This window comes from Dokdonia sp. PRO95 (assembly GCF_000355805.1).
In the GTDB taxonomy this organism is placed as follows: Bacteria; Bacteroidota; Bacteroidia; order Flavobacteriales; family Flavobacteriaceae; genus Dokdonia.
Map to the genome: position 1 here is coordinate 3,059,395 of NZ_CM001837.1, position 21,375 is coordinate 3,080,769.

At 36.0% G+C, this 21,375-nt stretch carries 18 protein-coding genes; 16 read left to right on the forward strand and 2 right to left on the reverse strand.

The window, feature by feature from the left end; genetic code table 11:
* Positions 1 to 12 precede the first annotated feature (12 nt).
* The 14 genes from D017_RS13770 to D017_RS13835 all read left to right on the forward strand — a co-directional run bounded on the left by D017_RS13770 (position 13) and on the right by D017_RS13835 (position 13,088).
* The gene (locus tag D017_RS13770; RefSeq protein WP_152023909.1) at positions 13 to 678 is read left to right on the forward strand and encodes a hypothetical protein; all 666 of its coding nucleotides are present in this window, start codon (positions 13 to 15) and stop codon (positions 676 to 678) included.
* A 53-nt stretch (positions 679 to 731) separates the two neighbouring features.
* Positions 732 to 1,592, forward strand: a complete 861-nt coding sequence (locus D017_RS13775) for a glycerophosphodiester phosphodiesterase family protein (protein WP_035337291.1) — start codon at positions 732 to 734, stop codon at positions 1,590 to 1,592.
* A 71-nt stretch (positions 1,593 to 1,663) separates the two neighbouring features.
* A complete protein-coding gene (locus D017_RS13780; protein ID WP_035337293.1) occupies positions 1,664 to 2,356 on the forward strand; it encodes a hypothetical protein in 693 nt (230 codons plus the stop codon).
* 220 nt (positions 2,357 to 2,576) lie between these two features.
* Positions 2,577 to 3,320 (forward strand): hypothetical protein, encoded by a 744-nt coding sequence (locus D017_RS13785; RefSeq protein WP_035337294.1) that lies wholly within the window; start codon positions 2,577 to 2,579, stop codon positions 3,318 to 3,320.
* Between the two features lie 254 nt (positions 3,321 to 3,574).
* The gene (locus D017_RS13790; protein WP_160164979.1) at positions 3,575 to 3,949 is read left to right on the forward strand and encodes a polysulfide reductase NrfD; all 375 of its coding nucleotides are present in this window, start codon (positions 3,575 to 3,577) and stop codon (positions 3,947 to 3,949) included.
* A 146-nt stretch (positions 3,950 to 4,095) separates the two neighbouring features.
* Positions 4,096 to 4,710, forward strand: coding sequence for a hypothetical protein (locus tag D017_RS13795; protein WP_035337297.1), 615 nt, complete (start codon positions 4,096 to 4,098; stop codon positions 4,708 to 4,710).
* A 332-nt stretch (positions 4,711 to 5,042) separates the two neighbouring features.
* Entirely contained in the window at positions 5,043 to 6,671 is a 1,629-nt protein-coding gene (locus D017_RS13800) for a S8 family serine peptidase (protein ID WP_035337298.1), read from the forward strand.
* Positions 6,672 to 6,894: 223 nt separating this feature from the next.
* A complete protein-coding gene (locus tag D017_RS13805; protein WP_035337299.1) occupies positions 6,895 to 7,473 on the forward strand; it encodes a hypothetical protein in 579 nt (192 codons plus the stop codon).
* Between the two features lie 286 nt (positions 7,474 to 7,759).
* Positions 7,760 to 8,275, forward strand: coding sequence for a GNAT family N-acetyltransferase (locus D017_RS13810; RefSeq protein ID WP_035337300.1), 516 nt, complete (start codon positions 7,760 to 7,762; stop codon positions 8,273 to 8,275).
* A 112-nt stretch (positions 8,276 to 8,387) separates the two neighbouring features.
* On the forward strand, positions 8,388 to 9,347 hold the full coding sequence (locus D017_RS13815) for an SDR family oxidoreductase (protein WP_192816519.1): 960 nt from the start codon (positions 8,388 to 8,390) through the stop codon (positions 9,345 to 9,347).
* A gap of 129 nt (positions 9,348 to 9,476) precedes the next feature.
* Entirely contained in the window at positions 9,477 to 10,388 is a 912-nt protein-coding gene (locus D017_RS13820; RefSeq protein WP_035337303.1) for a response regulator transcription factor, read from the forward strand.
* 1 nt (position 10,389) lies between these two features.
* Positions 10,390 to 10,896: a hypothetical protein gene (locus tag D017_RS13825; protein ID WP_035337305.1), complete on the forward strand. Its 507-nt coding sequence runs from the start codon at positions 10,390 to 10,392 to the stop codon at positions 10,894 to 10,896.
* Between the two features lie 189 nt (positions 10,897 to 11,085).
* Positions 11,086 to 12,405, forward strand: a complete 1,320-nt coding sequence (locus D017_RS13830) for an MFS transporter (RefSeq protein WP_035337306.1) — start codon at positions 11,086 to 11,088, stop codon at positions 12,403 to 12,405.
* Positions 12,406 to 12,569: 164 nt separating this feature from the next.
* Positions 12,570 to 13,088 carry a hypothetical protein gene (locus D017_RS13835; RefSeq protein WP_035337308.1) on the forward strand — a complete coding sequence of 173 codons (519 nt, stop codon included), beginning with the start codon at positions 12,570 to 12,572 and terminating at the stop codon, positions 13,086 to 13,088.
* Here the strand turns inward: D017_RS13835 and D017_RS13840 are convergent, their stop codons facing one another.
* On the reverse strand, positions 13,089 to 15,185 hold the full coding sequence (locus tag D017_RS13840; RefSeq protein ID WP_035337309.1) for a M1 family metallopeptidase: 2,097 nt from the start codon (positions 15,183 to 15,185) through the stop codon (positions 13,089 to 13,091).
* A gap of 82 nt (positions 15,186 to 15,267) precedes the next feature.
* On the opposite strand from D017_RS13840, the gene recG reads away from it, so the two are divergent.
* Positions 15,268 to 17,370, forward strand: coding sequence for an ATP-dependent DNA helicase RecG (gene recG, locus D017_RS13845; protein ID WP_035337310.1), 2,103 nt, complete (start codon positions 15,268 to 15,270; stop codon positions 17,368 to 17,370).
* Here recG and D017_RS13850 read toward each other — a convergent pair whose 3' ends face one another.
* Positions 17,371 to 18,621, reverse strand: coding sequence for a TlpA disulfide reductase family protein (locus D017_RS13850; protein WP_035337313.1), 1,251 nt, complete (start codon positions 18,619 to 18,621; stop codon positions 17,371 to 17,373). It abuts the gene before it with no gap.
* Positions 18,622 to 18,913: 292 nt separating this feature from the next.
* Between D017_RS13850 and pheT the strand changes: the two genes are divergently transcribed.
* Positions 18,914 to 21,340: a phenylalanine--tRNA ligase subunit beta gene (gene pheT / locus D017_RS13855; RefSeq protein WP_035337314.1), complete on the forward strand. Its 2,427-nt coding sequence runs from the start codon at positions 18,914 to 18,916 to the stop codon at positions 21,338 to 21,340.
* The last annotated feature ends 35 nt before the right edge of the window (positions 21,341 to 21,375 follow it).

Genomic DNA, 21,375 nt, shown 5'->3' on the forward strand with positions numbered 1-21,375 from the left:
TTTACAAATCGCTTGAAAAAAACATTTATCATAGCAATTAATATTTTGATTTTAGTTGGGTGTCAATCCAAAATCAAAAATGAGTTGACTACTGAAAGTCCTTCTGTGCAACTGAATGAAATCCGGAAAGAAACTAAAGTTTTTGGTGATAGTTTGAAAATAGTATATGAATATCGTGGAGATACTGTGATTCAAGAAAGAATTGATCTAAAAAAAATATCAGAAGATAATTTTGATGATTCATTTACGGTGGTTTCTGTCTTTTCTCGTAAGGAAAAATCTAATTTGTCATGTACAGAAATTTTCAAAATGACAATTGACAGTATGGATTTCCAGTATTGCTATGATGATATATTTAGCAAATTAGAAGCTGATCTTCTTACAGCTAAGAACGCTGATAAACCTTCGAAAGTAGAAGGTCTTAATGAAACTAAGAGAAAAATAATTGATTATAAAAATGGTACAAAAACAGATTTAAAATGGATAAAACGTCACTTTGTGTTTGATTTAATATTAGACTTAGACTTTGATATTTACGACAATAAAAACAGATCAGAAATTGAAAGCATTATCATCGAAAAGTATGAAACTAACTTTTCTGGAGGACACCAATATTATTTTTTAAACAAAGAACGGGATACAATTGTAACATATAATATTCGGGATTGGATTATTTAATTCAAAAGAACATAAAAGACTAAAAATCAATTAAATTACACTCAACCACACCAATGAAAACACTACTACTTCCCCTACTCCTAGTTGGAATTCTTATTGCAGGATGCACTCCATCTGTTGAGAAAAAAAATACGCTACAAGAGTTCTTCAGTTATACTGAGAATGGCGAGACCTTAATCAGTGCGCATCGCGGTGGTAAAAGTTATGCAGGCTACCCTGAGAACAGCTTAGAAACCATGAAATACATCAAAGAGTCTATTCCAAACGCGTTGTTTGAAATTGACGTGGCAAGTAGTGAAGATGGCGTTCTATTTCTTATGCATGACAGTTCGCTAGAAAGAACAACAACTGGCTCTGGAAGAGTTGATCAAAAAGATTGGGCAACACTCTCACAACTCCACCTCAAAGATGATTTTGACTCCATCACTGATTATCAAATCCCTTTATTTAAAGATGTTTTAGACTGGGCAAAAAAGGAAAACGCCATCCTCACGGTTGACATTAAGCGCAGCGTTGATCCAGAACTTGTACTCCGTTTTATAGAGGAAAACGATGCCTTAGCGCAATCGGTGATTATTACTTACTCCATGGAAACAGCACAACAACTTTACAAGTTAAATCCTGAGGTTGTACTTTCTGTGAGCATTAGAAATATGAAAGAGTTTGATACAGCTGCTAGCTCTGGCATTCCATGGAAAAATATGGTCGCTTTTACGGGAACTATAGAATCAGATCCATCATTGTATGCCAAATTGCATGAAAAGGGAGTGATGTGTATGCTAGGTACGTTAGGAAACCTTGATAAAAAGGCCAAAGCAAGAGGCGATGTGCTCTATAAAGAATGGACAAAGCTTGGCATAGACGTCTTTGCAACCGATAGACCACTTGAAGTGCAAAAAGCGCTTTCAAAGTAGCAAATCAACCACGAACACCTAGTATTAAAATAACCCAGTAACAGCATTTACGACCTTAGATTACCAAACCAATGAACAGACTAACACTTCTACTCCTTTCAATCGTATTAATTTCTTGCAATAACACCGAAAAGAAAGAACAGCTTCCAGAGAAAAAAGAAGTTGCACAACCCACAATTAAATCCATAGAGGAAGTCAAAAGTAAAATCAAACGTTTTAATGATTTCATCCCGAGCGATTATGAACTTGTGATTTCTAGAAATGAACTTAATAAAGTAATGTCAGATTTTAATAAAGACGGCGTTTCTGATTATGCGGTATTACTAGCCAGCGGAAAAAACGACAGAGACTACTCAAACACAAAAGATGTGCGCCTTGCGATTTTTGAAGGACAAGCAGATGGTTCTTTTATACTCAAAAGCCAAACCGGAAATTTGACCTCGGCCTTTTTACATGTAAACCCTAACCGTAGGATAAAAGTTGCCAGAGCAAATGTGATCAGTGTGAAGCATGAATCGATGAGACATGACTATGAGTTAAAAATCAAATATGATAAAACATACAACGACTATATGCTCATAGGCTCTGAATACAACAACTACGGCAACGCCGCAAAAGATGGAGCCGGTAACATAAGCTCAAATTTCATAGAAGGCAAAAGAGTGTCCACTATTGGTAAGAAGAAAACAACGAATTTAGATAAGAAGCTATTGCCTATTTCGGCAATTAGCGACGGTAATATTTATGAATTGATTGGTGGTTAATAATGTAAAAGCGATTACTGTTTGATTGTTATGCTTTCGCGAAAGCGTAACAACCACTATAAGTACTTTTTTATTTTAACAAAACACTGTCAACAAGGAATTTACGGTGTGAATTAGATACATTGAATTAAGCAGATACAAATATTAGGTTGGCTAATGCTATTAATGGGGAAACTAATCTATTAGAATTTTATTATAATATGTTACAACAATACCACCAATGAATACCTTCATAAAGAAATACATTATCGAAAAATGGTGGGTACCTCCATTAACTTTTATAGCATCGGTAATTATATTCTTTGCTACCATTGGAATTGACGTATTTCCTCCTAAGCTCTTCTTGATTTTTGGAGTTGCAGTACTATTTCTAGGAGGTGTTATTCAAATATTCAATAATAGAAGGCTTGTTGGCTTTTTGAATGTTGGCTTGTCTGTACTTATCCTAAGTTTTATAGCCATATTAGTATTTTCTTTTAACTCACTATATGGACCAACAGACTTATTTGCAAACGACCTTGAGTTACCAGATAATGTACTATTAGAGAAGCCACTCAATGACAGATTTGATAATTCTCCTGCACTAATAAATCATGAAAATAATGGAGAAATTTTAACTCATAACATCAATTTCCAACTCTATAATTCATATCAACCAGGGCTATACGAGTATGACCTATGGATACAATCAGATCAAAGCGGAACTGTCTTTTTAAAGGTTTATGAAATTACTCAGGAGATTTTGCTTTCATCTTCGAGTGTTATGAATGAGTCAAGTATAAGAATAGAGAATACACAAGGAAAGATTAAAAAGTATAGTTTTAAAGATGATTTTACCATTTACGAAGGAGACTGGGGTCAACCGTATGGAGCAAGATTTGAAGTTTGGTTTATCCCAGATGACAAAAATGGAGAGGAGAAGCTCGTTCAAAAAAATTATATCATTGAAGGATGGATGCGATAATAAAATATAAGATGTATTTCTAATTTATTGAGAGATATCACTAGCCACCTCAAATAGTACATATGGAATTATATAAACGACTTATTGAAATAGTTGACGCAAATGTGATCAACTGTTTGATTCCAATGATTCTGACTTTGCTTTTTATCAAACTCATATTCAAACAGAGATTTGAAGTTAAAAGAACATTGAATGTAATACGTTGGATAATTATCATCTATACAGTAATCACATGGACTTTTTATCTAATTGGGATGGCAACTACTAACAACCATGAAGAATATGCGTTTATCAACAGAGCAGCTGGCCCTTATGCTTGGGCTTATTGGTTAATGTTTCTATCTGCCTTAATTTTACCCCTTACCCTACTCGTGCAGAAATTAGCATCAAACTTTTGGTATGTATTATTGGTCTCTTTTGCGATGAAAAGCGGGATATTCTTTGAGCGATTTGTAATCATTACAACTAATCTACAGAGTAATACTCTGTCTAAAAATGGCGACACCCACCTCATTGATATAATTACATCTAGCATTGGAATGGTATTCTTACAAGGTGTTATTATTACCATCGTGATTTTGGGAATATTAGAGGTTTCAAAGAAGAATTCAAAGCTTACAGATTCTTAAATTAATTACTGTGTGGCTGTTGCGCTTTTGCGAAAGCGTATACTTCACTATGATTACTTGTATATTTAAGCAACATATTTATAATAATAAGTTTCGAAAAAACATAGGTTGCTGTTTTAAGAGTATTTTGAAATAAATAGAATAAGATGATGCTAAAAGAAAAATTTCTAAATCTTATAGAAAAGTATTCTGATGACAACAATTACAACTTAAAATGTTGGAATGAGATAGAAAAAAACTATTCATCTAAATCTCGTCATTATCATAATCTGAAACATTTAGAAAACATGATTTCTGATTTGGACCATGTTGAATCTCAAGTTAACAACATAGACGCGTTACTATTTTCCATTTATTACCACGACATCGTGTACAAATCAACTCAAAGTGATAATGAACACAAAAGCGCGCTAGTTTTTAAAGAGAGAATTTCTGTAACCTCTTTTAATCATATAGAGGAATGCGTAGAGCAGATTGAGGCTACAAAAGAACACCTACTATCTTCATATAATGACATAAATATTCTCTTAGATTTAGATCTATCTATTTTAGGCAAAAGTGAAAATAAATACAGTGAGTATTCACAAAATATCAGGAAAGAGTATAAAATCTATCCTGATTTCATGTACAGAAAAGGAAGGAAAAAAGTGCTAAATCATATGCTTGAATTAGAGTCCATATTTAAAAATAGTTTCTTTAAAGATAAATATGAAACCCAAGCAATCAGTAATTTACGGTCTGAACTGGATACGTTGAATTAAGCATTCAAAAACTAGACGTCAGCTAATATTAAATTCAAGATTTTAATAAAATTAGCAGATGGTAGGATCGTTGAGGGAGAAGCAACATCTGTAAATATTAAATAATGCGTTATACTATCTTATTGTAAAATGCAAATAAATGATTACTGATATCGCACTTACAAGTGTAAGCCGTTTTAATTGAATAGATTAAAGTTTTTTTATAATATTTAGTTTAAGTAGATTTGATTAATTCATCACAATCATCAATCAAAAATTAAGACTTCTCTTTCAATCAAAAAGTTAGTTCCTATAAATGCTAGCTTTACAAGAAAGTGGTCTTCTCTCTAATTATGAAAAAAACATTTTCAAACATGCTACCCGTTCTGGTTGTAGTATTTGGCTTAGTAACCATCCATGCGCAAACAAATAAAAAGCTAACTAATGCCGAATTTAAACAATGGCACCATGCGGATCTGACTACAGACTCTATTCTTGGGATTAGCACAGAAAAAGCTTATTCTTTCTTAAAAAACAAAAAGAATTCCCAAGTAATAATAGGCGTTATAGACTCGGGTATAGATTTAAAACACGAAGATCTAAAAAACAAAATTTGGGTGAATCCCAATGAAATAGTAAACAACAATATAGACGATGATAAGAATGGATTTATAGATGATATTAATGGCTGGAACTTTGCTGGTGATTTGACCTATCAGAACTTCGAACATGAAAGAATACTAATGAATCAGTCTCTTGCAGAAAATAAATCCATAATATCTAAAGCTCAAAAGACTTATAAATCTCGATTAAAGAGAGCTAAAAAGAATATCAAAGTCGTACAAAATAGATTAGTCAATCTTGAAAAATCACATGATGCATTTTCCTCACATTTAGGAAAACCAGACTACACCTTAAAGGAAGTACTGGCGATAGAAACAACAAATGCAAACCTCAATAAAGAGATTGAGACGGTTAGAAAACATATAGAAATTATTGAGAAAATAAGCCAGAAATATGCAAGGCATGAACCTATAAATATTGACATCCCTTATCATATAGTAAATCGTATAAAGTCTAATAGAAGAGAATTAGAAATCGATAGTATTCTTATTTCTGGGAATAGCATAACAACAGATTTAAGAGCGACCCTAGGAGATAATCTTACCGACATAAAAGACACACAATACGGCAGTAATAGTCTTAACAATAACATAGATAATGAAGAGCATGCTACGCATGTAGCGGGGATAATAGCTGCGACTAGAAATAATGAAAAAGGTATCAATGGAATAACTGATAACTGCCTTATACTGCCAGTACGATTAAATGGAGCTGATGGTGATGAGCATGATAAGGATGTTGCCCTTTCTATAAGATACGCTGTAGACAATGGTGCTAAGATTATAAATGCCAGTATCGGGAAGGAATTCTCACCCTATAAAGAACTCGTTTATGAATCAATATTGTACGCTGCAAAAAATGATGTCCTAATTGTCATTGCGGCTGGTAATGACAACATAAATCTTGATAAAAATTTTAAGTATCCTAATGATTCTAAAAATCTAAAAACTGAATTTTCAAATAATGTTATTGTTGTTGGTGCAACAAATAGTTATTATGGAGAAAATCTAGTAAGTATTTTTTCAAACTATGGGAAGCTTAATGTTGACATTTTTGCTCCAGGAAATTCTATCTACGCGACAATTCCTAATAATGACTACGATTTTAAAGACGGAACATCTATGGCTGCACCTATGGTAGCAGGTGTTGCAGGATTAATACGTTCTTATTATCCAAGTCTAACAGCAACCCAAGTCAAGGAAATCATCCTCAATTCAGGAACAAAAATTAATATGCAAGTAAATGCTCCAGGTAGTTATAACAAAAAAGTTGACTTCTCAGATCTTTGCTCTTCAAGTAGCATTTTAAATGCGCACAACGCAGTTATTATGGCTGATCAAATGACTAATAATAAATAAACTAAGAACTATTACTATCAGCTCGCTTCACAAGATTATTGTAGAAATAAAAACTCATCGTCCATACCTCAAAACCACCATCTAATCACTCAACCTATTAAACCAATAGTTGTTTCACGCTGTATAAAGGGAGATTACGCTCAATGAAGATGAGCAATTAACTAACTACATATCAATGCTCTAAATATAGTTTTGTGTCAATATAAATCATAAAACTTTTGACATGCCTACAGAAACAAAAAAATCAGACAACGTTCTTGAACAATTTTTAAGCGAATTTGAAACCTTAGTATCCGGAATCACCGAGCACGCATTAAAAAATGCAGAGGACGAAGATGAAAAAGCGGTGATACAATCATTTGCTCCTTCACTTAATAATCAAATTTTTGAACTCAATCAGTTTATTAGAGAAGGTTCAAAAAAGTCATCAAAACAACAAGAACATGACGTTATTGAAGTTTTGAAAATTAGCTCAGGAGTATCACTTGCCAAAAATGCAAAAGGGATGTTCCCTAGCATAGGTTCCCTCGTAGGAAAACTTGGAATTGATAGAATTATCAAAGAAATTAAAAAGATTATCTACGCTATTCTTGATATGATAGGTATCAAACTGCCTAAATGGTTGGATAAAATCATAAACCTTATTGATGAAATAATCGCATTTATCTTATCAGGAGGCTCTTCAAAAATGATGACTACCTTTTCTATTCAAGAGCAGAATTACTTGAACGAATTAACGCAGCTAGCCAAATTAGAGCAAGCGCACCAATTCAAGTTTCAAGAGGATGAAGATGAGGAATAAGACATTAGAATAAAAAAGCTGCACTAAGCAGTTAGCGTTCTAGTCCATTACTACAAGCTTTTAATTCAATCTATGCCATTATAAACCTTTGGCTTGCGCTATAATTTGTGGCTCATGATTGTATTAAAAGCTTGTTTTTTTATAGATATTTCAATGGCTGTTACGCTTTCGCGAAAGCGTATACTTCACTATAAATTCTTGTATATTTAATGTAAGATAAATTGCTATTCACTATTAACAGATTAGAATCCATAAAGTTCCACTTCCTAATCTTTGATTATTATTTATGCTAGAAACTACCAGACTAAGGTTTGAGCCAATATCTCCAAAACATCTAGAAGATGCTGCTGATATGTTTTGCACCAATAATCGGGTTATGGCATCTACACTAAAAGGCAGCGTTTTTACTAGAAGCGAATTTGATTCCTTACTTCATACAGATTTTATAAATGAGCAAGAGGCCGTATTTGGCTTCTGGTGCGTCTTATTAAAGGAGAGCAATCGTTTTATAGGAGTCTCTGGTATCCATAAAATCAATTATCAAGATAAAGAGTATTGTGAATTTGGCTTTATATTAAACGATAGTCACTGGGGTCAAGGTTTAGCCACAGAGATAGGTCACCACTGGATTTCATATGCAACGGAAACTCTAAAACTAGACCAGATTATAGCCACTGTAAGTCCGCACAACCTAGCATCTAGAAGAGTATTAGAAAAACTTGATATGAAGTATATGGATCAAGTAACATCTGTAGATAGAGGCGACCGCATTATCTTAGGTAAGAACCTCTTTAAGCACTGATTATAAACAATTAAACCAAAAAGTATACGTATTATGAAAATGTGTATACAAGAAGTAAGGATAGCTACAACTAATTTTGCCCTCATAAATCTTAAGCTAAAAAGTAATAATTATGAGTGCAAATATATTTGGTAAAGAAGGATGGACACCGGAGCGAATAGGTGACTTAACTAATCAAACGTTTTTAATTACTGGCGCAAATACTGGTGCAGGTTTTGAAGCAGCTAGACTGTTGTTAGAAAAAAATGCAAAAGTCGTTATGCTCAATCGGAACAGTAAAAAATCTGAAGATGCTATTACTATTTTAAAAGATGAGTTCGGTGCTCAGGTAGACGTTTCTTTTATCAAAATGGATCTGGCAAATCTTGAATCTGTAAGGAAAGCTGCCTTAACTATAAATAATAAGATTTCTAAAATTGACGCGCTTCTATGTAATGCAGCTGTCGCACAGCTTCCTAAACAAACATTTACAGCAGATGGTTTTGAGAGTCATTTAGGTATCAATCACTATGGACATTTTTTACTATGTGGTTTATTGTTTGATAAAATTGAGAGTTCAAAGGGGCGTATTGTAGTTGTAGCAAGTGAAGGCTATAAAATGGGGATTAAAACAATTCAGTTTGAAGATATGAATTGGAATAAGAATTATCATCCTAACAAAACGTACTGTCACAGTAAACTAGCTCAAATGATGTTTGCATATGAGCTTCAAGACAAAATTAAAGCTGCGAAAAAAAATGTAAATGTGTATGTATGCCATCCTGGAGCATCTGCCACAACACTAATTAAAAACAGCGGTGGCCTTAAAGATAGGATCATTTTTGGCTTAATGTCACTTACTCCACTAGTACAATCTGCACGAAAGGGTGCCTATCCAGAAGTTATGTGTGCTACAGAGGAGGAAAGACTACTAAATCTTAAAGGATATTATGGTCCTACAGGGAGAATGCAATGGACGGGACCTGTGGGTGAATGTACTCTAGAATCACATGCTCAAGATAAAGCAGTAATGAAACAATTATGGCAGGTATCAGAGAAAGCCACCAATTTTAAATGGGATCTAAAATCATAATAATCAATACATTATTTTAAAGAAGGTGTTATTTTCTGCGATACCATATCTTTAAAATGATTACTTTAATTACTTAAATTATAGACGGTTTATTGACTTTCGGATGTACCATTAATTTCACGACTCATCATGCAACATTTTAAAACACTATCTGCGTATTTAGAATATATAGAACTACCAATGCCAGAGCATCCTATGTTAAGCGTTTTTACTACACATGGAGATGGGTTTTTACCTTGCCCAAAAGATAGTTCTCCTCCTATCACAAATGACTGTTATAGCATAAGTCTCAAAAAAATAATGAAAGGCGAGCTCAATTATGGTCGCACTACCTATGATTTTACAAATGGTGCACTTATATGTATCGCTCCCCGGCAGGTATTACAATGGGATAATAGCGTAGTATATGATCAAAAGGGATTTTCTATTAATTTTCATCAAGATTTTTTAAACGGTACAGAGCTAGCAAAGCAAATCAAATTGTATGGTTTCTTCTCTTATTCTGTAAATGAAGCTTTACACCTATCTCCTAAGGAAGAAAAGCAGATGATATCCATTGTAGATAACATAGCGCTTGAATACAACAATAATCAAGATGCATTTAGTAAAGATATTATCATATCGCAACTAAGCACGCTCCTTAAATATGCAAACCGCTTTTATGAAAGACAGTTTATAAACCGAAAAAAACTATCTAATGATCTTCTTAAATTATTTAATAATTACTTAAATCAATATTTTGAATCTGGCCAGCTACAAGAAAAAGGAATCCCTAGTATAGATGATATTGCGACCCATCTATCTGTATCAAAGCGCTACCTAAGTGATACGCTTAAAAAGGAAACAGGTAAAACCTCTACAGAGCACATACAACTTTACTTAATAGACGAAGCCAAGAATGTTTTATTAGATCCGTATAAGACCATCTCGCAAGTAGCTTATGATCTTGGGTTTGAGTATCCAGCTTACTTCTCTAGATTATTCAAAAAGAAAGAAGGGATGAGTCCGAGTACATATAGACAAAAACACCAAATGAATTAATATGGAAATTTTAAAAATTGCCATTGAGTGGGCAAAAGCTGAAGTCTTTTCTTCAAAATTTTTCATCCTTTTTGCCATACTGTTTATAGCTGGGAGCGTGGGATTTTGGCACCTAGGAAAAACAGAAATTGCAAAAGCATATATTATCCCAACTGCAGTAGCCGGAGCATTACTCTTGGTTGTAGGTACTGGTATACTCTATGCTAATAATAAAAGAATTACAAGTTTTGAAACGGACTATAACACCAATACTACAGCATTTATAGCATCCGAAATTAAGCGTACAGAAAAGTCTATGAACGAGTACAAATTAATAGTTTTTAAAGTAATTCCTATTATTATAGTTGCTGCAGCTTTACTTATCGTATTCATTGACAAAAACAACTGGAGGGCTATTTGCATTACAACTATTGCAATGATGCTTGTAATATTACTTATAGATAGTAACGCAAATGAAAGGTTAAAGGAATATCATAGACAATTACAGATTGATGTTACACAGTCATAAATTATAATCCAGCAATAATATACACCTCTATTAAGTTACTAGCATACTCGTATTCAAATACCATTATTTTACTAGTAGTACGCTTTCGCGAAAGCGCACTAATCCATCAATAACTTCCATTAAAGACTGAAAGACATAATAAACGTATATTTATCGCTTTGTTATTATGTAAATATCTTAATACGCTTTATGCCATCATCTTCCCTCAATAAACTCTACAAGTACTTAAATAATGAAGGCGATGAGCGGGTTTGTAAAGGCATTACAGATGAGGCCTGTAAACATGTTGCTACAAACTACTTTAGTATACTCTTTACGCACACCTTTACAAAACTAGGTGATACACTAAGTAATCCTAAAACAGTGCTCACATGGCTCATGAATTATGTGGGAGCACCGGTTTTTCTCATAAGTCTCATTGTCCCTATACGTGAGTCTGGTGCCCTTATCCCGCAAGTTGCTATCTCAAACTATGTAAAAAGAAAACCCATACGTAAGTACATCTGGGTTATAGGTGCTATTATTCAAGGTCTTGCTATTGCTGCAATAGGGATTGTGGCATTACAATTTGAAAAACAAACTGCGGGATGGTTAATAATTATATGTTTAATCATTTTTAGCCTTGCGCGTGCTCTAGCTTCTGTGAGTTCTAAGGATGTAAAAGGAAAGACTATCCCAAAAACGAGGAGGGGAAAACTAGGAGGGTATACTTCCTCTTTTGCTGGTGTTTTAGTTCTTGCTGCAGGCTTGTACATTACCTATAAGTCGAAAACTAATGAGGATATACAGTTTTATACAAACCTCATATTCTTTGCAGCTTCCATGTGGGTCATTGCAGCGGTAATTTATGCATTTATCAAAGAATTCCCAACAGACATTACAACAGACGAGAGTGAGCAAAACAGTATTTTAGATAATATTAAACTGCTTAAAGACGATAGCCACCTAAGAAACTTTGTCATTGCAAGATCATTATTACTCTGCTCTGCCCTATCTGCACCGTTTTACGTTACGCTAGCGCAAAATAACGTTGAGGGAACTAGCTATCTTTTAGGGTTACTCATTATTCCAAATGGACTTGCCTCTATTGTGAGTTCGCCATCCTGGGGAAAACTGGCAGATAAATCTAGTAAAAATACGATGGCATATGCAGTTACGATAGCTTCGCTTTGCGGTATTATACTAGTCATTCTTATAAGTTTTTCAGCTAGTTTAAAAACACAATTATGGTTATACCCCACTGCTTTCTTTATCCTTGGTATTGCACACAGTGGCGTACGTCAAGGCAGGAAAACGTATGTTATAGATATGGCAAAGGGTAATGAAAGAACAAATTATGTCTCTGTAAGTAACACCATCATTGGGATTATTTTACTTTTTACAGGAGGATTGAGCGCTGCGCTATCATTGATATCTGTAGAGATAGTCATTGTTGTACTATCTATTTTAGGCTTTTGGGGTGCCATAAAAAGCTACCGCTTACCTAATGTCGAAAAAGAGAACGGGTAATTATGAGCCAACTTATTACTGAGTTCTCATGTAAAATCTAATTGCATGGGTTGATGCAAATCTAATGTTCGCGAAAGCGAATAATCACATCACATTTGGTTGCATACTAAAAAGCAAGTAAGTTTGTTATTCATCCAGAACATAGCAATTATAACCTACTTAATATGACACAAGACCTTACTAATCTCGCTTTTAACCTTCTACCTGCAGTGATTGTTGCGTTGCTGGCATATTACTTTTTTAGCCAGTACATAAAGGAGCAAGATGGACAACGCAGATTTCAACTTCATAAAGCCAATCAGGCAAATGCGTTACCGCAAAAATTGCAAGCTTATGAGCGCATAACGCTATTTCTTGAGCGCATCTCCCCGGGCAATCTCGTATCGCGTGTAAAGCCTTACAGTGATGATGCAAATGATTATGAAGCGCTTTTATTACGCACTATTACAGAAGAATTTGAGCATAACTTATCACAGCAAATTTATATTACTCAAGAGTGCTGGAACGTGGTGCGCACTGCCAAAAGTGCAACTGCAGCCCTCATACGTAAAACGAATATGAGTGATAAAGTTGATACCAGTGATAAATTGCGTGAGACCATCTTACGTGATCTTATGGACACCCCAGCTCCTAGCGACACGGCTTTACAATTTATCAAGCAAAAAGTAAGCGAGATTATCTAATTATAACGCTTTTATACGTTGCAAATAAGCGATTTCTTGATCTGAGAGGTCGCTTTTTATATTTAGAATCATAGCGGCTATTTTTGGATTTTTAAGGGCATTAGTAAGTAGCTTTCTTGCGCTTTCGCGAAAACGCCAAACGTGATGTACACTAGCTTCTAAAAGATTATGTAAGCTCTCCTCCTCATAAGATCCTAGCTGTCTTAAATAGTTAAATGCATTCTCCCGTAGCTGATACGGTTGAGATGGCGCTGTATAACCTATAAGCTCTTTATAACGGGCAAATGACTCTTCAGGCTTATATTGTGGTGTCGCGAGGGATAACGCAAGCCACAGCGTTCTTATATTGCCATCTGCAAAACCCAGCTGATTATCCATAAGATCTAATACTTTACGCTGTGACTTAGGATCATTGCGCTGCTGGTGATATACCCACAATTTAATCATGGCCTGCTCACGTGTGATATAACTCTTATCACTAAGTAGCTCATAAAACTCAAGTACCAGGGCTTCTGGAACTTCCTCAAGCGAACTAGCAATAGCTTGTCTTATAAAAACATTCTCTGTTTCCATGGCGCTTTTATATGCCGGAAGCGTAGCATTTATTGATTCTTGCGAGAGCTGGTAGATTGCCTCTGCGCCTAGATAATCGTTATTTGTAGCTATGGCATTCATAAGCGCTGTAAACTTAGAAGAAAGCGCTACTGCTCTACCCGACTGCAATTGGAAATACTGTTGCATAAATGTGTTTTCCCTGAGGGAAGCAAGCGCTTCCTCAGCTTGAAAGGCACTTTGATATAACCAGTTTTTCTTAAATGCAGTGAGATCTACGCTTGTTACTGCGGCTACTTCTGCCATAAATAGGTCTGTAGTGACATTATTATAAGCATATTTGGTCAGGTAGTTTCTCACTGCGGTATCAAAAGCTCCAGCTCCTACTTGTTCTCGTAGTATATGCACTGCCCATGCGCCTTTTTGATAATATGTAAGGCTACTACCTCCAGCAGCCACGAGTCTCTGCCCTTTGCCCATATCGCTGAGTTCACGTAGCTGCTCTGCGGTTTCAAAGAGCTTGAAATAAAAATAATCATCACCAAAAATCTCACGCTCTGCTAGCAATGCGTAATACGTAGCAAAACCTTCATGTAGCCAGTGATGCTCGCTGCTAGTCTCTGTTACTAAATCTCCAAACCATTGATGTGCCAACTCATGTGCGTTTACATTGACATAATTGCGATCCGTGTAGCCTATCTCATCCACCATAAAACTATCTGAAAACACAGTGAGGCTTGCGTTTTCCATGCCTGCATACAGAAAATCCTTTACGGGGACTTGCTTATAATCTTGAAAAGGAAACGGCACTCCAATCGTGGTTTCTAAGAAGTCGAAAATCTCTTTAGAGTATTTGTAAGTAATCTCGACCTTAAGCGAATCTTCAGGACGGTAATAATATTCCAACGGAACACCAGAACTAGCAGTCTCGCTCTTCATGTCATAATCGCCCGCTACGAGGGCAACGAGATAGCTAGAAATAGGCTGTTGCATATCAAAAGAAGAAAACAGAGCACCATAATCCTTTAAGACTCTATTACCTTTTCCATTTGCAATAATGGTCTTGCTATTATGTCCAGCTACTTTTAAGTCAAAAATGATCTTATCATTCATATCATCAATACTCGGTAACCAGTGTGAGGTGTACTTTCCTTGCCCCTGCGTCCAGAATTCCTCTTTGCCATTATTATTTACAAAGTAAGCCGCTATTAATGGTTTCACTTGATAATCAAACTGGGCTTTGTAAGTTGTTCCTGCCTTAAATTCCCCAGTGAGCACAATAGTATTATCTGTAGCGGTTACAGTGATTGACGGTGTTTTATCTACAACCGTCATTGCCACGCCATCCATGACAACTTGATCTACATTTTGTAATATCGTAAAGGTCGTTTCAACGGTTCCTAAAATGGATTTACTGTCAAAATCTAAGGACAATGACGCATTGATGGTCTTAAAATCAACAGCGGCGGTTTGTGCAGATATCTCTTGAGTATACGCTTTCGCGAAAGCGCAACAAGAGATTATAAACAGGAATAGGTATTTCATATTTTAAAAATAACAACTTTTAAGCCACTATCTTTTAAATATCAATTCGAAAATCTGAATTAAAGACCTTATTTTTACTTTAATGAATCCCACTTTTTTACAAACTCCCATAGATTACCTCAAAGGCGTAGGTCCTAATAGAGCAGACTTGCTCCGTTCTGAACTGGGTATTCATACATTCCAAGACCTAATGCACTTGTTTCCTAATCGGTATATCGATAAAACGCAGTATTACAAAATAGGCGAACTAGAACGTAATAATGCCGATGTGCAAATAATAGGCAAGTTTTCAGGACTCAAAATGATAGAAGGAAAAGGGCGACGACTCGTTGCTACTTTTAAAGATGAAACTGGGCAAATGGAGCTTGTTTGGTTTAGAGGACACAAATGGATTAGGGAGAGTATAAAGCTCAATACGCCTTATGTGATTTTTGGAAAATGCAATTATTACAATGGTAATTTCTCTATGCCTCACCCAGAAATGGAGCTACTTGCAGATCATGAAAAAAGTATCAAATCTGCGATGCAACCGGTCTATCCATCTACCGAAAAATTGAGCAATCGAGGGATCACAAATAAGGTGATAAATGGTGTGATGCAAACCCTCTTTTTAGAGTGTAAAAGTCACCTGTTTGAGAGCCTCTCAAAACCCATAATTACGGAGCTCAAATTGATGCCAAAAAGAGAGGCGCTTTTGAACGTTCATTTTCCGCAATCTCAAGAGCATTTAGCAAGGGCACAATACCGCTTAAAATTTGAAGAATTTTTTTACATTCAGCTGCAATTAGCTTTCAAAAATGTTAACCATAAAACTAAAATAAAAGGGTATCCATTTGAAAAAATAGGACCTAATTTTACCACCTTTTACAATGACCATTTGCCCTTTGAATTAACGGGTGCACAAAAACGAGTGCTCAAAGAAATACGTCATGATCTAGGTACAAATGCCCAAATGAATCGTCTTTTACAAGGAGATGTAGGTTCTGGGAAGACCATAGTGGCACTCATGTCAATGCTCATGGCACTTGACAACGGTTTTCAAGCTTGTTTAATGGCGCCTACTGCCATCCTGGCAGTACAACACTACCAAGGTTTAAAAGAATTATGTAAATACCTGAATACCAGTATTTCAATATTACAAGGTTCAACTAAAACTTCAGAACGTAAAATCATTCATGAAAAGCTTGAAAATGGCGAGTTAGACATCTTAATTGGTACTCATGCACTTCTAGAAGACAAGGTGAAATTTAAGAATCTTGGGCTTGCGGTAATCGATGAGCAACATCGTTTTGGGGTGAAACAGCGCAGTAAATTATGGCATAAAAATGAGTACCCTCCACACGTACTTGTGATGACCGCCACCCCTATTCCACGCACCCTTGCTATGACCGTTTATGGTGATCTAGATGTGAGTGTAATAGACGAACTTCCACCGGGCAGAAAGTCCATAAAAACAGTGCATAGATATGATGCAAATAGACTCAAAGTTTTCAAGTTTATTAGAGACGAAATTGCACTAGGAAGACAGGTCTATATTGTGTACCCATTAATCCAAGAATCTGAGGCTATGGATTACAAAGATTTGATGGATGGATATGAAAGTATTTCGCGAGAATTTCCCATGCCAAAATATCAAATTTCCATCGTCCACGGACAAATGAAACCAGCCGATAAGGAGATTGAAATGAATCGTTTTATAAAAGGCGAAACACAAATCATGGTCGCCACTACCGTTATTGAAGTTGGCGTAAATGTGCCTAATGCATCTGTGATGATTATAGAAAGCGCAGAACGTTTTGGGCTAAGTCAGCTACACCAATTACGTGGTCGTGTAGGTCGTGGTGCAGAGCAGAGTTACTGTATTTTGATGACCAGTCATAAGTTGTCAAGTGACAGTAAAGTGCGTTTAGAAACGATGACACGCACTAATGATGGTTTTGAGATCGCAGAGGTTGACCTCAAGCTACGTGGTCCAGGAGATATTACAGGAACTCAACAAAGTGGCGCACTAAACCTCAAAATAGCCGATATTATAAAAGATAATGATATTCTTAAAGTAGCCCGAAGTTACGCATGGGCTGTGGTTAAGGACGACCCTACCTTTAAAAAGGAAGAAAATCAAATCATTAGATTCATGTATGCCCAGATGATGAAGTTTAAGAACATCTGGAGTTATATATCGTAATTACTCAGCTAGCAACTGTGCTATAAATTTTTCAAACTCCTCTTTAAACTCAAGGTGCTTCTCCCCTGTCGCTGTACCATTATATCCAGTGTGGATGCGTCTCACAGCTCCTTTCTTGTCAATATAAATCGTAGTTGGATATGAAAGCACATGATTAAGCATAGGCAGCTTTTCGGCTGCTTTTTTCTTATCTGCCCCTTCTCCATACTGCGCAAGTAGTACTGGATATGGTAATTGCAATCTATCTGTAAGTCGGTTGATGCTCTTTACTGCTGTAGCTTCAGTCTTTGCATATTCAAATGCTAGCCCCACAACCTTCAAGTTCTCATTAGGGTTGCCAGTGATGTAATCTCTATAAAAGATAGACTCTTCAAGACAATTAGGACACCAAGAACCCATTATTTGTACAAGCACCACTTTATCCTTGTATTCCTCATCTTGCAAAGAAACTATACGACCGCTGGTATCTTTAAATGAAAAATCAAATCGATCATACCCTTCTTTTAAATACGTAAGCCCTTTTGCGTCTGGCAATTCGTAGTCATTATTTTTTATCGCTGTAAATGCTTCTTTAAAGTGGTTTCCGCTATAGAACTGCCCCTGCATCGTACTATCTGTTACAGTTGCCACAAAGAGAAAAGCATGCGCTCCGTCAAAAGTTGACAGCCTAAGTTCGTCACCATCTAATTTTCCTTCGAGATAGCGATAATCACCCGTTGTAGTTCTAAAAGTACCCGTAACAATATCACCATCTGACTTAAAAGTACCTTTGGCGATATATCGATCTTTAGCATTATCTGGGCTAAAAACAGTCTCCCAACTACCATCTACATTCACACTTGCTGTATTCTCGCTTAATACTTCGGCTGAGGAAACAAAACGTTCTTTTACTCCGTAATTCATTGTAAACGGTACCACTCGATCAAGACTTGGCTTTATAAAGGAGCCCGTTATTTGATTCCCGCTTTCGCGAAAGCGTCCTACAAAATATCCCTCAAAAACAGGAGTTTGGATACGTATACTATCGCCATTAATCTCAATTTCATCCACTTCTATACGCTCCTCTGCGTTATAAATGGTTATGATTTCATCATCATTTACCTCAAATACAAAAGGAAGTTCTTCTTGATCCTGAACAGCTAGTGTAGCTCTCCAAAAACCTGAATTCAACGTTTGAGGAGTGATTACTACCTTGTCTTGTTTGCAAGAAATAATGCTAATAAATGAGATGAGAATAAGTATGTGTTTCATAAATCAAAGATATACCAACACAGTCTCATTCTTTTAAAGCGCCTTACAGAAGTTTTAAATAGTAAGCCACGCATAAAGTCTCACCGCCTAATAATTATAAAATGATCACTACCTATAAAACAACCTTTATTGACACTTAATAGCGATGTGACAAGTTGTTAAAACATAATTTTAGAAAACTAGTTTCTAATTCACTCCATGAAGCCTAAAAAAACTACTGAGATACTCGCTCATCTGCTTTGCTCACTAGCTAGGTTATTCTATCTTTGACGTCTTAAAATCGCAACGTTTTATGAAGATTTCTTACAACTGGCTAAAGCAGTTTATCGATATAGATTGGAGTGCCGAAAAAACCGGAAACCTCCTTACAGACTTAGGTCTAGAAATTGAAGGAATAGACACCTACCAAAGTGTAAAAGGTGGTCTAGAAGGAATTGTAATAGGTCATGTACTTACCTGTATGCAGCATGAAAATGCAGATAAGCTCAAGGTAACCACCGTAGATATAGGTGCAGATAAGCCTGTACAAATAGTATGTGGAGCTCCTAATGTAGCAGCAGGACAGAAAGTACCCGTAGCAACTATAGGAACTACACTTTACACTGAAGAAGGTGAAGCTTGGAAAATAAAGAAAGGTAAAATACGTGGTGAAGAATCTCACGGAATGATCTGTGCAGAAGATGAGCTAGGATTAGGAAAGAGCCACGATGGAATTATGATTCTTGATGAGGATCTTATACCTGGAACACCAGCTGCCGATGTTTTTGACATAGAAAATGATCAAGTTTTTGAAATAGGATTAACTCCTAACCGTGCAGATGCGATGAGTCACTGGGGTGTTGCCCGTGACCTTAAGGCCGGTTTATTACAACATGAGGTTAATAAAGGGCTTATCACTCCATCAACATCTTCTTTTAAAATTGAGAAGCGCTTGCACAAAATTGATGTGCAAGTACTAGATGCAGAAAAAGCGCCTCGCTATGCAGGAGTTGTAATTAGTGACTTAAAAGTGAGTGAATCTCCAGAGTGGTTAAAGCACAGACTTAAAGCTATAGGCCTCTCTCCTATTAACAATATTGTAGATGCAACTAATTATGTATTACATGATCTTGGACAACCGCTACACGCATTTGATTTAAACAAGATTGCAGGAGATAAAATTGAAGTGCGCACTGTTGAAGCAGGCACTAAGTTTACTACACTAGACGGTGTAGAACGTGAGTTACATGAAGACGACTTGATGATTTGTGACGCAGAGAAACCTATGTGTATTGCAGGAGTCTTTGGAGGAGCGCATAGCGGAGTTACAGAAAACACCTCTGCAATTTTCTTAGAAAGTGCCTATTTTAATCCCGTTGCTGTGCGTAAGACAGCAAAACGTCATGGATTAAATACAGATGCATCTTTCCGCTTTGAAAGAGGTATTGATCCGCATATTACTGAGTATGCTCTTACAAGAGCTGCGCTTCTTATTATGGAAATTGCTGGTGGAGAAATTACTAGCGAGATTGTAGACATCTACCCAAAGAAAATAGAAGATCAGCAGGTATTTTTAAACTTTGATAACGCTACTAAACTTATAGGAGAAGAGCTTCCTAAAGAAGTTATTAAAGGAATATTGATGTCTCTAGATATTAAGATTAACAACGTTACAGAAAGTGGTATTGGGATGACTATTCCTGCTTTTAGAAATGATGTTACTCGTGAAGCAGACGTAATAGAAGAAATTTTAAGAGTGTACGGCTACAACAATATCAACTTTGGCAATAAGCTCAACGCTACGGTATCTTCCAGTTCAAAATTTGACGATCACAAAGTAAGTGATGTGATAGGAAACCAGCTTGCGGCACAAGGTTTTTATGAGATGATGGCAAACAGTCTCACTACGCCAGCATACACAGCACTTTCTGAGAACCTCAAGGAAGAACATCAAGTTGAGATGCTTAATCCGCTAGGGAAAGAATTGAGCGTGATGCGCCAGTCTATGCTATTTTCTGGGCTAGAAGCGATATCCTACAACGTAAACAGACGAAGAAGTAACATAAAGCTCTTTGAGTTTGGTAAAACGTACCACAACTACACTGAAGAGCGCAAAGAAGATAAGCACCTTGCCCTTTTTGTCACTGGAGGTCGTACAGAGGAGTCATGGACTACCCCTAGCTCTCCTACTAACTTCTTTTACTTAAAAGGAATGGTAAGTGCTATTCTTGAAAAACTAGGAATTTCAAGAGTAAGATCTTCTGCGGTGAAGAACGATATTTTTTCTGAGGCTGTAGGGCTTTCACTAGGAAAGCAACAAGTAGTAAGTTACGGTATTGTAAAGAAAAGTATCCTCAAGAAATTTGACTTATCACAAGATGTGTATTATGCAGATTTTAACTGGGATGCTATTTTAGAGATTGCGGCTCGTAATGATGTCAAGTTTAAAGACATTCCAAAATACCCTTCTGTGCGTCGTGATTTTGCACTTTTATTAGATACAAACGTGAAGTTTGAAGATATTAAAACCATCGCAAAGCAAACCGAAAAACAATTACTTAAAGACGTCAACCTTTTTGATGTTTACGAAGGTAAAAATCTCCCTGAAGGAAAGAAAAGTTATGCAGTAAGCTTCTTGCTACAAGATGAAAAAAAGACACTTACAGATAAGCAAATAGACAAAACGATGAATAAACTGCAACAGCGTTTTGAAAAAGAGCTAGGAGCTACACTTCGATAGTAAGGTAGCTGTACTATTTTGAAGCTCTTAGATAC

What these genes read in the sequence shown, in the direction of transcription:
- D017_RS13820 (WP_035337303.1), top strand. Translation starts at nt 9,477, where the DNA reads ATGCAACATTTTAAAACACTATCTGCGTATTTAGAATATATAGAACTA.
- D017_RS13835 (WP_035337308.1), top strand. Translation starts at nt 12,570, where the DNA reads ATGACACAAGACCTTACTAATCTCGCTTTTAACCTTCTACCTGCAGTG.
- D017_RS13850 (WP_035337313.1), bottom strand. Translation starts at nt 18,621, where the DNA reads ATGAAACACATACTTATTCTCATCTCATTTATTAGCATTATTTCTTGC.
- D017_RS13830 (WP_035337306.1), top strand. Translation starts at nt 11,086, where the DNA reads ATGCCATCATCTTCCCTCAATAAACTCTACAAGTACTTAAATAATGAA.
- D017_RS13840 (WP_035337309.1), bottom strand. Translation starts at nt 15,185, where the DNA reads ATGAAATACCTATTCCTGTTTATAATCTCTTGTTGCGCTTTCGCGAAA.
- D017_RS13780 (WP_035337293.1), top strand. Translation starts at nt 1,664, where the DNA reads ATGAACAGACTAACACTTCTACTCCTTTCAATCGTATTAATTTCTTGC.
- pheT (WP_035337314.1), top strand. Translation starts at nt 18,914, where the DNA reads ATGAAGATTTCTTACAACTGGCTAAAGCAGTTTATCGATATAGATTGG.
- D017_RS13805 (WP_035337299.1), top strand. Translation starts at nt 6,895, where the DNA reads ATGCCTACAGAAACAAAAAAATCAGACAACGTTCTTGAACAATTTTTA.
- recG (WP_035337310.1), top strand. Translation starts at nt 15,268, where the DNA reads ATGAATCCCACTTTTTTACAAACTCCCATAGATTACCTCAAAGGCGTA.
- D017_RS13825 (WP_035337305.1), top strand. Translation starts at nt 10,390, where the DNA reads ATGGAAATTTTAAAAATTGCCATTGAGTGGGCAAAAGCTGAAGTCTTT.
- D017_RS13785 (WP_035337294.1), top strand. Translation starts at nt 2,577, where the DNA reads ATGAATACCTTCATAAAGAAATACATTATCGAAAAATGGTGGGTACCT.
- D017_RS13810 (WP_035337300.1), top strand. Translation starts at nt 7,760, where the DNA reads ATGCTAGAAACTACCAGACTAAGGTTTGAGCCAATATCTCCAAAACAT.
- D017_RS13795 (WP_035337297.1), top strand. Translation starts at nt 4,096, where the DNA reads ATGATGCTAAAAGAAAAATTTCTAAATCTTATAGAAAAGTATTCTGAT.
- D017_RS13775 (WP_035337291.1), top strand. Translation starts at nt 732, where the DNA reads ATGAAAACACTACTACTTCCCCTACTCCTAGTTGGAATTCTTATTGCA.
- D017_RS13800 (WP_035337298.1), top strand. Translation starts at nt 5,043, where the DNA reads ATGAAAAAAACATTTTCAAACATGCTACCCGTTCTGGTTGTAGTATTT.
- D017_RS13815 (WP_192816519.1), top strand. Translation starts at nt 8,388, where the DNA reads ATGAGTGCAAATATATTTGGTAAAGAAGGATGGACACCGGAGCGAATA.
- D017_RS13790 (WP_160164979.1), top strand. Translation starts at nt 3,575, where the DNA reads ATGGCAACTACTAACAACCATGAAGAATATGCGTTTATCAACAGAGCA.